Source organism: Mongoliibacter ruber (assembly GCF_003003005.1).
Classification (GTDB): domain Bacteria; phylum Bacteroidota; class Bacteroidia; order Cytophagales; family Cyclobacteriaceae; genus Mongoliibacter; species Mongoliibacter ruber.
In genome coordinates, this window is sequence record NZ_PVTR01000017.1 from 15,030 (window position 1) to 27,838 (window position 12,809).

A 12,809-nucleotide genomic window follows, 5' to 3' on the forward strand; every position below is an offset into this window, starting at 1 on the left:
TTTCCAAAAAGAAGCCTTAAGGGGACTTCCATTTCAAAAAATTACAAATGAAAAAGTACTATTTTAAATTCTACATATCACTTTTCTGTTTACTCTCATTTTCTATCCTGACTTCATGTCTGGAAGACGATGGAGACTCGGGAAATGCATTGACATCCAATACAAGTTTTGAAGCAAGAGATGCCATCACAGGAGAGTTTGAAGCTACAGGTGAGTTCGTTACGCAATACATTTCCGAGTTTGAACTTCATGTCGCAGGACTTGACATCTGGGACAGTTCAGACCCTGTCAATCCTCAATTTCTTATCGGCATTCAAATGTATGATGAAGAAGAGATTGAATTGACTACAGGACTTTACACGCTGAGGGATTCATTTTTGGCTGGAGGAGATCTCGGAAGGTTTGGTGTAGGTCTCACTTGGTGGGATGAAAGCCGAAATGCCACTATTTTCTCAGAAGTAGAACAGGGTTTTATAAGGATACGTGATATAAGCGAAACAAGGATAAGGGGTGAGTTTGCTTTCGATGTCAAGTCGCCTGCGACCGGCGAGAAGATCGTCGTCAGAGAAGGAAACTTCGACATCAGAAGGTGAACGATTTTTTCAAACATAGTGAGGTCGGAAGACCTCGCTATTTTTTTGCTTTCATCATTTTTCAATTCAGCCACAATAGTTATGGTTTTGCCTAATTTTTAAACTATAATTACCCTATGGCTTTTTATTTAAGAAAAGGAATAAATTTTGGGCCCTTGAGGGTAAACCTATCCAAGAGTGGGCTTGGACTTTCTGCCGGGGTAAAAGGAGCAAGGATTGGTATCAATTCCCGAGGCCGGTCATATGTTCATGGTGGTAGACATGGACTCTATTATAGAAAAAATTTAGGCAATATTGGTGCACAAGCAAATCAAGGCACAAGCAATAGACAAACCCATCCCGAAGAGGAAATTTTCACAGATACGGGGCTAACATATCCTGCACTCCCTGTTTTAAACCGAGACGCATTTGTTTTTACTGATATTTTCCAAAAGAATAACCCACTACTTCTTATAGGAGGCATTGTCTTGTTGGGAGTCAGCTTGTTGGTAAGTAATCTGAGTATCAAGCTAGCCATTGCTGTCATTGGCTTGCTGATGTTGATCTTCTATAATAAACAACGAAGTAAGCGGAACAACCTGATGCTGGCTTTCGATTCCTTACAACATTTAAAACCCCTTGAGCAAAACCAGGGTAATTGGGAAAAATATACTGAGTCATTAGATGAAAAATCCAAAGTAAACCTTGCCCCAATGATTCTCAATAATTGGTTGGAGAAACAACTGACAGAAGGAGAAATTTTAGATTTATCTGTCTTACTTGTTTTTCTGCCTATTGATAGAGAAAATGCTGTAGACATTGCTTTGGGACAATACACCGATGCTGTGGAGTTTGTGCTTGCAGATCACCAACTTAGTCCTGCAGAGCAAATACTAATTTCGCAGATCGAGACTTCTTGGCAAATCCCAAGTGAAATGATCAACGCAGAAAAGGAGTTGATAGAAAAATTTCAGGCGTTGAGGCAATTACAAGTCCAGCCTTTGACAAGGATTGAAATCAGCAGAGCACTTGTAGGTAGTGAACGTGCTTTTTTTGAAGGTCACGGACGATTATTAAATCAACGAATATTAGACAGTTGGCAAGCAAATAGAATCCGTTACAAATCCGTTGGTTATCAATTGGATATGGAAGGATTAATAAGGGTTACCGATAGGGTTTTGGAAATACAGGAAGGTAGAAATACGAGGTCTTATCCTATTAGAAAAATACAGGATATATACCTGAATACAGACGGTGGCACAGTTGAGATTTTTGTTGAAAATAGAAAAAATCCTTTAGTCATGACTAGCCCACACTTATTCGAGTTGGCGGGAGTACTCCAAAAAGTCACCACAGACGAAATCGGTGGATGATATTTACATTTTATGAAAGATTATCTTAGCGTTTAGAGTCCCGAAACTGGTATTTAAGCTATTAATTATACTTGAATTTTGGCAATCATGGCTTACTGCCTACTTTTACAAAAAATAAAAAATCTATGTTTGACAGTCCTGACTACCCCCAATCTCTCGAAGAATCACTGTTTGAAAATTGGCTAGAATTGGGGAGAAGTAGTAAAATCCCGTATGCCTATTTATTGGTCGTTTGGGATGATTTGGACATGAAATACTTGGCTGTCTATGTAGAAAACCGGTCGGAAATCAAAGAATTTGCGCGATATGGAAATTCACCTGAACACAGAACCTTAGTCGCTGCATATGATTTGTATTCGGAGGGGAGGATATTGTAAGCTGAGATAATAATCTTCAAGTCTGGGTTTCACAGCCGACGAAAATTCAAATTTTTCTTAACGCTGCCATCAGATTGTCTTTATACATTTTACTGATTGGAATTATCTTTCTCTCAATTTCCAAATGTGCTTCTGCCACGGCATCAAGTTTTTTGATATTGACCACATATGACCTGTGAACACGTAAAAAATCTTTGCACACCATCTTTTCACAAAAACTGTGTAAAGGACTTACAATCGTGTAATTTTGGGTGGAAGTAACAATATGAGAGTAATTTCTTTCTGCTTCTATATAAAGGATTTCATCCAGCATGATCTTGATCAGCTTATGTTGATTGCGAATAAAAATCCTGTCTTCTAAGGCTTCTACTATTTCTTCTTCTTTTTTGATTTCCTTTTTTTCATCTATTATTTTTTCAATTACCAGAGCGATTGTTCTTTCTAAGTTCAGTTTATTGAAAGGCTTTGAAATGAATGCATAAGGATGGGTTTCCTTGGCTTTTTGAAATGAAGCTTCATCTGAATTTGCAGTCAGGTAAATCAATGGAATGTCTGCCTTTTTTTGAATCAATTTTGCAGTTTCCACTCCATCAATCACACCCTTTAGATGGATATCCATTAAGATGATATCAGGATGATTATCCAAAGCATGGTTGATGGCATCCTCTCCCCTAGACTCTATGCCTGTGACATCGTACCCCAACTTGGAAAGTTGCAATGAAATATTGGCTGCAATAATCATATCATCTTCCACGATCAATATCCTGCTTGTACTGCTCATGCTGCTGAATTTATTTGGAATTCAAAAAATACCTTGGTGCCGCCATGCGTTGTCAATGTAACTTTTCCATCGAGTTGTTGTGTCAGTAGTTGTACAAGTTGGGTTCCAAACCCGGTTCCCTTTATGTCCATATTTTTATCCATTCCCACTCCATTATCAGCTAATTCCAAATATAAATGGGAATCAGTTTCTTTTAGGCAAATGGTAATCGCACCAATCATTTTATCTGGAAAGGCATATTTTAAAGAATTGGTAATCAATTCATTGACAATAAGCCCAATTGGAATGGCTCTATCAACATCCAGCTCCAAGGGGCTCATTTCACATTTCAAAACAATTCTATTTGTCGCATTAAATGAATCAATTATAAAGCCTCCAAGGTCTTCAAAGTAATTCTTCATTTCTATTGCTGCCAGATTTTCCCCCTGATAAAGGTTTTGATGAATCATCCCCATACTCTGTACCCTGTTTTGACTTTCTATCATAATATCATGAAGCTCTTGATCTTCAATCTGTGAAGTTTGCAGAGAAAGTAGGCTTGATATGGTTTCCAGGTTATTTTTTACCCTGTGGTGTATCTCCTTTAACAAAAATTCCTTCTCCTTGTTTTGCTTTTCCAATATCAAACTATACCTTTTCCTACGGATAAAATATCTGTAAAGAATAAACAAGAAAAGCAACATGACACCAACCAAAACAAGTGTAAACACTTGAATTACATTTTGTTGCCTCAACCTGGACATTTGTAGCAAAATGGTATTTTCTTTTTGGCTTACTTCCATTTCAGTCTGCAGTTGAGCAATCCTCTGATCTGCTTCTGCATTGAAAACAAGTTGGTTCAATTCATGATATTTTTTATAAGCTTCGAAAGATTCTTTGAAGTTATTTCTTCCCTCAAAGGCCTTACTCAACTCCTTATACATCAAACTTAAGTAGTACATGTCTCCAAAATCATCCCCAGCAGTCCTTATACTACTTTGTAAATAGGCTATAGAAGATTCGAAATTGCCTTCTTGATTCTTCAATTTCCCAAGGGAAAGCAAAGACCGAGTGACCATAAAATCATTTTGAAGTAATTCAGCATATTTCAAGGCTTCTTTACCCGATTTTTCCGCTTTTTCAAGCTCTCCAGTCTGGCTATACAATTCCGATAGTGCAATATATGTATCACTCAGATTGTTATAGAAACCATATTTTTCACCTATCATGGCAGATTTTTGAAAATATGGCAATGCTTCATTAAATCTATGAAGCTCCACCAGGTTGTTGCCCAAAACGTGTAAGGTAAAATCGAAATCAAGATCATGCAATCCCCTTTCTTCAAACAATGCAAGAGACTTTTTCCCATATTCTACTCCCTTTTCGAACTTCCCTTGCTTCCAAAAAAGGTTGCTCATATCGGAATAGGCTATCGCTATTGCTTTTTTGTTTTGGTATTTTTCTCCTAGTTTCAAAGTTTCAGTCGCAAACTCAAAAGCTTTAGCTAATTCACCTCTTCTTTCATACACATACCCTAAGTTGGTAAATAGAAACCAAGTTTCAGCTTCTGGAATTTTTTGAAGTGCACTCCTCAATACCAGTTCTGCATGATCCAATTCCTCCATTCGGAGTAAAATGGCACCTTCCGAGGCTTGCATTCTTCCTTCCCATAATACGTTTTCGGCAGACCTGACTTCTTCCAATCCCTGATTGATAATTTCCAATGATTTTTGAAGATTTCTGGTGTGGTAATGATAACCTAAATCATTAATCGCCATAAATCTTATTGTGTCAGTTTTGATCTTTTCAATGGATTTTTCTAAATCTTCAAGGTATTCTTTACCAAAATTATCAGTATCTACAAAGTAACGAAGAGGATATAACTGTAAACCACCGTTCGGTTTTTGGGCCTGAAGATGCAAACAAATGATAAAAAGCACCGGTATAAAAAGTCTCTTCATATGATAAATATAAAATAAAAAGCTTTTGAATATCAATTATTTGCATTTTAAAAAATAAATCTCGGAAAGAAAATAATCAGTTTGGGACAATAATACAGTGGTTTCGTCCAACTCTGTTAGCTTATCTTCTGCTTCTTGATCAAATTCATTACCTCAACACGATATATAAAATTATGAAAAATGCCCTAATACTTATCTTCTTCCTTTTTGGAAGCCAATCTATGTATGCTCAGGAATACTTTCTTCCAATATCTACCGATTCGGAAACAGCGAAACAGCATTACAAAGAAGCCTTACATGCTGCACAGCATGCAGATATTGCAGGCTACAATGAATCCATCAAAAAAGCCGTAGCAGACGATCCTGAATTCTTTATGGCCTACGCACATTTGGCTTTAGGCATGGCAAGTATGAATCAGGAGGAAGCCTTTAAAGAAGCTGCCTCAAAAGCCTTGGCTATCTCGGAAAACAAATTAAACCCTGCTGAAAAATCTATTCGAAAAGGGGTAAAGCGTTTGGTAGATAATCCAAAAGCTGATCTTACTCCAGTCTTGGATGAATTGAAACAAAACTACCAAGAAGTACCACAGGTGTATGAATTAGGATTGTTTATCAATTATTGGATCAATCAAGACTATCAAGCAGCTGCAGAAAACGGAAATATGCTCGTCAAATTAAGCCCAAAAAACGCTGGTGGATACAATATGTTGGGATATGCCTTGATGGAATCCGGGGATATGAAATCTGCAAAATCTGCCTTCGAAAACTACATCAAACTGGCTCCTGACGAAGCCAATGCCTATGACAGCATGGGAGAATATTATATGAATGTCAAGGATTATAAAAAGTCAGCAAAGCACTATGAAAAAGCCACCCAACTCGGGATGGAAGCCTCTCGGGAAAGAGCCGAGGAAGCCAAGCGCTTAATGGCAGTGAAAAAATAAACTTAAAATAAATGGATCAGACTGGGGTATATCAGTTTTGAATCTCAGTCTAGCCATTTAATTACTTGATCTTATCAAAAAAAGCGCATAAAATGAATTCTAAAAAACCAGTTTTTTTCCAACTCCGCCCAGAAGTTGAGCAAGCCTACGGCTATTCTCATGCAGTCAAAATCGGAAACAGCATCAAAGTATCCGGTGCCGTCAGCATGGACGATGAAGGTGGTCCGACGGCGGTGGGCGATTTCTTTCAACAGATGAAGAACTGTTATTCCGATCTGGACAAAGTGCTAAAACACTATGGCTGTACCTTTGACGATGTGGTGGTAGAGAATGTATTTACAACTGATATGCCGGCATTTCTAGAACATGCGGCCTTCAGAAACAGCATATACACGAAGCAGTTTCCCACTGGATCCTGGATAGAAGTCAAAGGCCTAGCTTTGCCTGAACTTTTGATCGAAATCGAATTGGAGGTGCTTAAACCATGATAGCCAACTTTCCCAAAGTTCCAAACTTTGGGAAAGTTTCAAATTGCTATTTTCACAGATAGTATTCTTCAATGAATTGAGGAGAATTTAATTAATTGGATTTTCATATATTGATCCATCATAAGTCAGAGAGCAGATAAATTATAATTTTGTCTCCCACTTTGGCTATTTCTAAAAATTCAGAGCAAACATCTTTTGATTAAATTATCAATTCAAAATGAAATCACCCTTACTTTCAATCTTCTTTTTGCTGTTTGTCAATTCTGTCTTAGCCCAAGTCAGCTTTTCCACCGACCAAATCAGGGTCAATGAGCAACGCATCGAGCAACGGATTCAGGAGTTTGCCAAATTCGGAATAAATGAAAAAGGAGAGCCTTTTCGGGTAGCCTACAGCCAAGGTGACATTGAAGGGAGAGCATACTTTATGGACCTGATGAAAAAGGCAGGATTGGAGGTACATATTGATTACGCCGGCAATATCATTGGAAAAAAAGCAGGAAAAGACCCTTCCAAAAAACCTATAGCTTTTGGTTCTCACCTTGACATGGTCCCCAAAGGGGGAAATTATGATGGTACTTTTGGTTCATTTACTGCGCTTGAAATCATTGAAGTATTGAACGAACACAATATCATCACCAACCATCCCTTGGAAGTTTTGATTTTCCAGAATGAAGAAGGGGGATTGGTAGGCAGCCAGGCTATGACAGGAAATCTCAAAAAGGAGGCATTGTCACAAAAGAGCGCCAGTGGTTTGACCATTGAAGAAGGTATCAGGGCAATAGGTGGAAACCCCGAAAGGCTGGATGAAGTAATCCGGAAAAAAGGTGATTTGGCCGCATTTCTGGAAATTCACATTGAGCAAAGTAAGGTCTTGGAATCCCAAGGCATCGATGTGGCAATCATAGAAGGAATCGTCGGAATTGAAGATTGGGACATTACTGTCACAGGAATGGCCAACCATGCAGGCAGCACCCCCATGAACGACAGGCAAGATGCGCTTATAGCTGCGTCCAAATTGGTGTTGGCAGTCAATGAAGTGGTCAACAGCTACGATGGAGCCCAAGTAGGGAGTGTAGGTAAAATTTCAGTGCCATCAGGTGCCCCCAATATCATTCCCGGAAAAGTGGAAATGAGCTTGCAGATGAGAGACATTTCTACCGAAAAGATCATGAAAATGTATGCCGATATCGAAAAACGGGCAGAAGAGATTGCGAAGGAAACCCATACTGAAATAGGATTTAAAAACCTCAATTTGGGTACCACGCCAACCATAGCAAGCAAAGAAATCCAGGACAAAATGATACAGGCTGCCGAATCACTCGACATATCTTATATCAAAATGCAAAGCGGTGCCGGACACGATGTACAGGAAATGGCTTTATTGGGTCCGATCGGGCTAGTTTTTATCCCGAGCAAAGACGGCATCAGCCACAACTCTAGCGAATATTCCTCCCCATCCCAAATGGCCAAAGGCGCTGATGTGATGTTGCGTACAGTGTTACTGTTGGATGAAGGTTGAAATATCCATTCTTAACTTCCTAAAATATAACAAAAACAACCCTCCTACTTTCGTAGAAGGGTTGCGCATTAAAATCGAATTTCTCTGAATCTTAGAGCACTCGATTAGGCTGAAGTTCACACATTAAAGCCCCGTACTTTAATAATGGCTTTCATATCAGCTTTACGTTCAATTTCAATTATCTCTTCGTTTCTTGGTTTCTTTCTCCGGAAGAACCCTGACCTTTAGAAGGAGCGTCTTGTTGTCTCCTTTTTTCGTCATCACGTGCAGATTTCTGATCAGCCTCTCTTCTATTGCGTTCAGTTTGATTCATGTCGCTTTTTCCTGATTCCTGATTGGCCTGCTCTTGCTTTCTTTCTTCATTTTGGGCATTGCGATTTTGATCTTTTTGTTGGCTCATGTTTTCTGTTATTAAGGTTAGAATTAATTGTATTCAAATTTACTTTCCCTTAATAATCATTGTATTACATAAAATCTCAAAAAGGTTATAAAATTCTTGGTTTAATGGCTTTGGAACGACATCATTTTCAGTTGCATGCGACAAGTTATCTTTCGCTGTTTGGAATCTCCCACCAATTATTGGTTGGGCTAATGCCAGGTACAACTCTTTCACCCATAATGGGCGTCACCAATTCGATGTTATTTTCTGCTGCCATATCAGCAACCATTAGAATTGATTCATCCCAGGAGTGCATTGCCAAATCAAAGGCGCCCCAATGTATGGGAAATAGGAGCTTTGTATCTATATCCTGACACAACTGAATGACCTGATCAGGAAAGAGGTGGGTCAAAGGCCATCCTTTGTTCCAGCCATCTATTTCCACAAAAGCCAAGTCAAAGGGGCCATATTTTTCTCTTATCTCTTTCAGATGTGTGCCGTATCCGGTATCGCCACTTACAAACAGGTTTTTGTCAGCACCTTTAATAACAAAAGAGGCCCAAAGAGTTTTGTTTCTATCATTATAACTTCTGCTTGTGTAGTGTATTCCCGGAAGAGCAGTGATTTGCAAAGAACCAACAGTCTTGGCATCATGCCAACCCAACTCGCTGATGTTGTTTTTCTGAATACCCCAGCCTTCCAATCTTGCACCTACACCAAGAGGCACGAGAAATTGTGTGTTTCTAGATGCGAGGAATCTCATGGTAGCAGCCTCCAAATGATCATAATGGTCATGGGTAATGACCACCAAATCAATCTCAGGCAGTTCTTCTCTTTTGATAGGAGACTCATCAAACCTTCTTAAAATAAACGGTAGAGGACCTCCATTTTCCAAGACAGGGTCGAATAAGATCCGCTTTCCATCAAGCTCCAAAATAAATGAGGAGTGACCAAACCACCAAGCAGCAAAATCCGAAGGTATTTCTGAAAAATCACTTTTGGAAATCATCTTTTTGGGTAATGGAAACCCCGGCGCATTTGGTGAAGTTTTAAAAAACCGTGCAGGACCTGCATCGCCACCTGTAGTTTGTTCCGGATAATAAGGCAATTCCTCTGGACTTAAAAACTGGTCGGTATCTGAATCATAATATGACAGCCCGGAAAATCTTGCTTTACGGTCTTCCAAGGAATCCAAACTGCCCATCTGTCTACTTACATAATATGCCAAGCTCCCTATTACCATCAAAAGTATGGCTAAGGTCCATAGTGCTATTTTCAATATTTTCTTCATTCCTGTAAATGATTATTTTGGTGATTCAGTTTTGGAAAAGGTGTATTCGGAGCAGTACCCATCAAACTTACTCCTAGATTCTTTAAGATACTGATTTTAATATTTACTCGGTTCCGCTCGCTTGCCTACGGTAGGCAGGCTGTATCTATTAATGGAAGGACAAAAAAACACAATAAATGCCTTTCCATCTGCCTCTGTGTAAGGAAATGAAAATTTGAATAATTGATTTCAATTTTAGGCAAGAATTTTAATTAACAAAACTACTTTGCAGCCAAGAACTTATTCACTTCCAGCCAGTACATAAAAGCATCAAACCAACGGTTGCTGGTCCTGTCAGGGTTTCCTAGACCAAAACCGTGACCACCGTTCTGGTAAAGGTGGAACTCAACAGGAATTCCCGCCTTGTACCAGGACTCGATTACACCTGTCTGACCTAAAAATAGAAAATCATCAGTAGCGATCACATTAAACATAGGTGGGGCATCCTCAGGTACATCGACCGCGCCCATACCCCCATAGATAGGGCCTATAAAGGCCAGCTTCATGGTCTTGGAGTGAAGTGTGGAGTGCATGGTCAGGCCAGCACCCGCTGAGAAACCGATCATCCCTATCCTATCAGTATCGACCCCCCATTCCTCAGCCCTTGAGACGATCATGGCATAGGCTGCTTCCGCATCTTCGAGTTGGTTTGATAGGTTTCGCTGTGGCGGTGTTGGTGCGGGAGTACTTGATGTAGCACTAGAAGAAGGTGCAGGGGCCGGAGTTCGGGGACGGTTCATCCAAGCCGAAAAATCTTCAAGTTTTTCAGGAGTTGGGTTGAGCCGGTATTTGAGAACAAAGGCGGCGATTCCCTGCTCTGCAAGGGCCTCTGCGACTTCCCACCCCTCATTGCCCATTGACAGCCAACTGAAGCCCCCACCTGGCGCTACGATCACGGCTGTTCCGTTTGCCTTTCCCGGTTCAGGAAGGAATGGAGTAAGCGTGGCTTTAGAAATGTTTCTGGCCATCGGGTCACCCCACTGAAGGAACCATGTTTCAGGTGAAGGCTGATTATCAACACTTCCCGTCCCTAGCGGAATTGCATTTGGTTCTTCGGGTGCTTCAAGTGGATAAATTGTCCCGTCCTGCGCCATAGCATTAGAAACAAAGAAGAGTAATAAGACCATTATGGCCTGTCCGGCAATGATTTTTTTTAGGTAAGACATGGTAAATAGGTTTATTGATGAGAGAAATACTTTTAACTTAGATCACCACCCTTTTTAGATAAAATGTTGTGTTCTGAAGTTTAATGTTGATGAATAAAGATACATAAAAATGTCAATTTTACACTTAATTATTTTTGAGGTGATCTTCCAGTGACATAAAATAAAAACCACAGGCACAGAAGTTTTGATAGTGGAGATAACCTATACCTTTCAAAAATCACTTTTCAAATTTCCATGTCATATTTCTTCTAGGTAAGGTATCCAAAACATCCTTTAACTCTTCCTGATTTTTATATTTCGTTTGTTCCAAAATTGTTTCTTCAATAGAGAGTTCAAAGGAGTCTGTTTCAAAACACCAAGGTTCTATACAAAGAGTTCCGTTTTTTTGACGGTGTATATAGTAAGTCTTACCATCAATTGAGGTGTTGATTTCGAGTTTTCGTTCTGTATCAGGAACTTCATCTTTACACAAAATCAAAGAGCAACGGTCACAAAAACTAAGGAGGGCATAATGGGCTAAAGCTTTCTTTTCTTCAATCCCAAAATAAGCAATAGCTTTTTTGCGAAAGGCCTTTTGTGCATTAAGAAATAGCTTTGCTTTTACATTTTTTTCCTTGAGAGATCCATATAAAAAGTCTAAGTGAAAGGAAACCAGCAAAGCTGTCCATATAGATTTACTTTTTGCTTGGACAAAAACCCTTTTGGCTCTTTTTATGGATTTTATGGCACCTGTGGAATCTTCCGAAAAATCCAATGGTATTCCAAGTTCTGATAGATAGTTTTTTTCCTTGTAATCGAGTTGTTGGTCATCGTGTTCAACAACTGCCACCAAGGTTTCAAGCCACAAAGGAGGTCTATATTTAACCATTAACTGTTCTGCAATCTTCCCTGCTAATAAGCCATGGCTTGCCTGAAAAATGACATGCAATCCTTGATGTGTTTTTCTTACAATCATCTTTATTTCTTTTAATGCTAAAAAAATTCACCTATTCCAACACCTGTATTTTCAAAAATATATCAGTATTGATCTTAATATCTGATTCAAAAATATTCAGACTGGGTTCAACAAAAAATATAAACCACAGATCATGCCAATCACTTTCATTATGGAACCAAGGTATAAATTGTAAGGCAAATGCGATTTCTGAAGTGCTCGCCGGCCTGGGAGAAATAAATTCAATTAGCCCCACATGATAAGGTGGGATGAACATAAAATCAACCACTAATTAAAGAAATCAAATAAATGTCGGCTCAGACTAACTGCAGAAATAATTTCAATCTATTTGATAACCAAATAAACTCTTCTGTTACAATCTGGTTCTTCACAAATGGAACCTTATGCAATCATTGAAGAATCTGATTTCCCAATTATTTGGATTCGTTTTACAGGCAATAAAAGCACTGACCAAAACTTTCAAACTTATCTGGACCAAACTAAATCCTGTTATCGGTTCAAAAAGCCATTGGCTATTATTTTTGATGCTTCAAACGCGGTCATACCCTCACTTTCACATCAAAAAATGCAAGCTGATTGGCTCAGGGAAAATAAGGAACTGATGACAACTTACTGCACGGGGACAGCTTATGTTATCCCCAACCCAGCCATTCGAGTCCTCTTAAATGTGATTTTTTCATTTCAAAAGCAACCTGTTCCGTACAAGATTTTCGAAAATGTGCTTGAGGCAAAGGCATGGGTGCAAGTCCTAGTTCTGAAATAGGCTTTTCAATACTTTGTGGTTGAGGTGCATTCGTTTTTTTCACACCGAAATTGGGTAGCTGCCTATGAGGAAATCTTTAGGTGTATCCGGAAAAAACATATGGAGATTAGAAGTTAAAAGGGCTTCATGAATAGGTCTTGCAAGACAAATTCCAAAGATTGAAAAAAAATGTGCATATTTAAATAGTTGACTAATTGACTATTTTAGGGAATAAGTAACATA

At 39.0% G+C, this 12,809-nt stretch carries 13 protein-coding genes; 7 read left to right on the forward strand and 6 right to left on the reverse strand.

Going from position 1 to position 12,809, the window contains the following annotated elements; translation table 11 throughout:
• Positions 1-47: 47 nt before the first annotated feature.
• The 3 genes from CLW00_RS19495 to CLW00_RS19505 all read left to right on the forward strand — a co-directional run bounded on the left by CLW00_RS19495 (position 48) and on the right by CLW00_RS19505 (position 2,322).
• Positions 48-593 carry a hypothetical protein gene (locus CLW00_RS19495; protein ID WP_106135393.1) on the forward strand — a complete coding sequence of 182 codons (546 nt, stop codon included), beginning with the start codon at positions 48-50 and terminating at the stop codon, positions 591-593.
• Positions 594-709: 116 nt separating this feature from the next.
• Positions 710-1,945 (forward strand): DUF4236 domain-containing protein, encoded by a 1,236-nt coding sequence (locus CLW00_RS19500; protein ID WP_106135394.1) that lies wholly within the window; start codon positions 710-712, stop codon positions 1,943-1,945.
• Between the two features lie 125 nt (positions 1,946-2,070).
• Positions 2,071-2,322 (forward strand): hypothetical protein, encoded by a 252-nt coding sequence (locus CLW00_RS19505; protein ID WP_106135441.1) that lies wholly within the window; start codon positions 2,071-2,073, stop codon positions 2,320-2,322.
• 46 nt (positions 2,323-2,368) lie between these two features.
• Here CLW00_RS19505 and CLW00_RS19510 read toward each other — a convergent pair whose 3' ends face one another.
• Both CLW00_RS19510 and CLW00_RS19515 read right to left on the reverse strand, forming a co-directional pair.
• Complete coding sequence (locus CLW00_RS19510; protein ID WP_106135395.1) at positions 2,369-3,103, reverse strand: response regulator; 735 nt, start codon at positions 3,101-3,103, stop codon at positions 2,369-2,371.
• Positions 3,100-5,043 carry a tetratricopeptide repeat-containing sensor histidine kinase gene (locus CLW00_RS19515; protein WP_106135396.1) on the reverse strand — a complete coding sequence of 648 codons (1,944 nt, stop codon included), beginning with the start codon at positions 5,041-5,043 and terminating at the stop codon, positions 3,100-3,102. Before CLW00_RS19515 ends, CLW00_RS19510 begins: the two co-directional genes overlap by 4 nt.
• A gap of 173 nt (positions 5,044-5,216) precedes the next feature.
• Between CLW00_RS19515 and CLW00_RS19520 the strand changes: the two genes are divergently transcribed.
• The 3 genes from CLW00_RS19520 to CLW00_RS19530 all read left to right on the forward strand — a co-directional run bounded on the left by CLW00_RS19520 (position 5,217) and on the right by CLW00_RS19530 (position 7,994).
• Entirely contained in the window at positions 5,217-5,987 is a 771-nt protein-coding gene (locus tag CLW00_RS19520; RefSeq protein ID WP_106135397.1) for a tetratricopeptide repeat protein, read from the forward strand.
• A gap of 92 nt (positions 5,988-6,079) precedes the next feature.
• On the forward strand, positions 6,080-6,475 hold the full coding sequence (locus tag CLW00_RS19525) for a RidA family protein (RefSeq protein WP_106135398.1): 396 nt from the start codon (positions 6,080-6,082) through the stop codon (positions 6,473-6,475).
• Positions 6,476-6,692: 217 nt separating this feature from the next.
• The gene (locus tag CLW00_RS19530) at positions 6,693-7,994 is read left to right on the forward strand and encodes a Zn-dependent hydrolase (RefSeq protein WP_106135399.1); all 1,302 of its coding nucleotides are present in this window, start codon (positions 6,693-6,695) and stop codon (positions 7,992-7,994) included.
• Positions 7,995-8,172: 178 nt separating this feature from the next.
• On the opposite strand, the gene CLW00_RS19535 is transcribed toward CLW00_RS19530, so the two are convergent.
• The 4 genes from CLW00_RS19535 to CLW00_RS19550 all read right to left on the reverse strand — a co-directional run bounded on the left by CLW00_RS19535 (position 8,173) and on the right by CLW00_RS19550 (position 11,824).
• The gene (locus CLW00_RS19535; RefSeq protein WP_106135400.1) at positions 8,173-8,394 is read right to left on the reverse strand and encodes a hypothetical protein; all 222 of its coding nucleotides are present in this window, start codon (positions 8,392-8,394) and stop codon (positions 8,173-8,175) included.
• A 145-nt stretch (positions 8,395-8,539) separates the two neighbouring features.
• Positions 8,540-9,664 carry an MBL fold metallo-hydrolase gene (locus CLW00_RS19540; RefSeq protein ID WP_106135401.1) on the reverse strand — a complete coding sequence of 375 codons (1,125 nt, stop codon included), beginning with the start codon at positions 9,662-9,664 and terminating at the stop codon, positions 8,540-8,542.
• Positions 9,665-9,924: 260 nt separating this feature from the next.
• Entirely contained in the window at positions 9,925-10,830 is a 906-nt protein-coding gene (locus tag CLW00_RS19545; RefSeq protein ID WP_425437983.1) for an alpha/beta hydrolase, read from the reverse strand.
• Positions 10,831-11,086: 256 nt separating this feature from the next.
• Positions 11,087-11,824, reverse strand: coding sequence for a DUF3891 family protein (locus CLW00_RS19550; RefSeq protein WP_106135403.1), 738 nt, complete (start codon positions 11,822-11,824; stop codon positions 11,087-11,089).
• Between the two features lie 373 nt (positions 11,825-12,197).
• Between CLW00_RS19550 and CLW00_RS19560 the strand changes: the two genes are divergently transcribed.
• Positions 12,198-12,587, forward strand: a complete 390-nt coding sequence (locus CLW00_RS19560; protein ID WP_106135405.1) for a hypothetical protein — start codon at positions 12,198-12,200, stop codon at positions 12,585-12,587.
• Positions 12,588-12,809 lie beyond the last annotated feature (222 nt).

Bases quoted from the DNA above. Each gene is read 5' to 3' on its own strand.
- CLW00_RS19520 (WP_106135397.1), top strand. From the start codon at position 5,217: ATGAAAAATGCCCTAATACTTATCTTCTTCCTTTTTGGAAGCCAATCT.
- CLW00_RS19550 (WP_106135403.1), bottom strand. From the start codon at position 11,824: ATGATTGTAAGAAAAACACATCAAGGATTGCATGTCATTTTTCAGGCA.
- CLW00_RS19530 (WP_106135399.1), top strand. From the start codon at position 6,693: ATGAAATCACCCTTACTTTCAATCTTCTTTTTGCTGTTTGTCAATTCT.
- CLW00_RS19560 (WP_106135405.1), top strand. From the start codon at position 12,198: ATGGAACCTTATGCAATCATTGAAGAATCTGATTTCCCAATTATTTGG.
- CLW00_RS19535 (WP_106135400.1), bottom strand. From the start codon at position 8,394: ATGAGCCAACAAAAAGATCAAAATCGCAATGCCCAAAATGAAGAAAGA.
- CLW00_RS19510 (WP_106135395.1), bottom strand. From the start codon at position 3,103: ATGAGCAGTACAAGCAGGATATTGATCGTGGAAGATGATATGATTATT.
- CLW00_RS19500 (WP_106135394.1), top strand. From the start codon at position 710: ATGGCTTTTTATTTAAGAAAAGGAATAAATTTTGGGCCCTTGAGGGTA.
- CLW00_RS19545 (WP_425437983.1), bottom strand. From the start codon at position 10,830: ATGGTCTTATTACTCTTCTTTGTTTCTAATGCTATGGCGCAGGACGGG.
- CLW00_RS19540 (WP_106135401.1), bottom strand. From the start codon at position 9,664: ATGAAGAAAATATTGAAAATAGCACTATGGACCTTAGCCATACTTTTG.
- CLW00_RS19525 (WP_106135398.1), top strand. From the start codon at position 6,080: ATGAATTCTAAAAAACCAGTTTTTTTCCAACTCCGCCCAGAAGTTGAG.
- CLW00_RS19495 (WP_106135393.1), top strand. From the start codon at position 48: ATGAAAAAGTACTATTTTAAATTCTACATATCACTTTTCTGTTTACTC.
- CLW00_RS19505 (WP_106135441.1), top strand. From the start codon at position 2,071: ATGTTTGACAGTCCTGACTACCCCCAATCTCTCGAAGAATCACTGTTT.
- CLW00_RS19515 (WP_106135396.1), bottom strand. From the start codon at position 5,043: ATGAAGAGACTTTTTATACCGGTGCTTTTTATCATTTGTTTGCATCTT.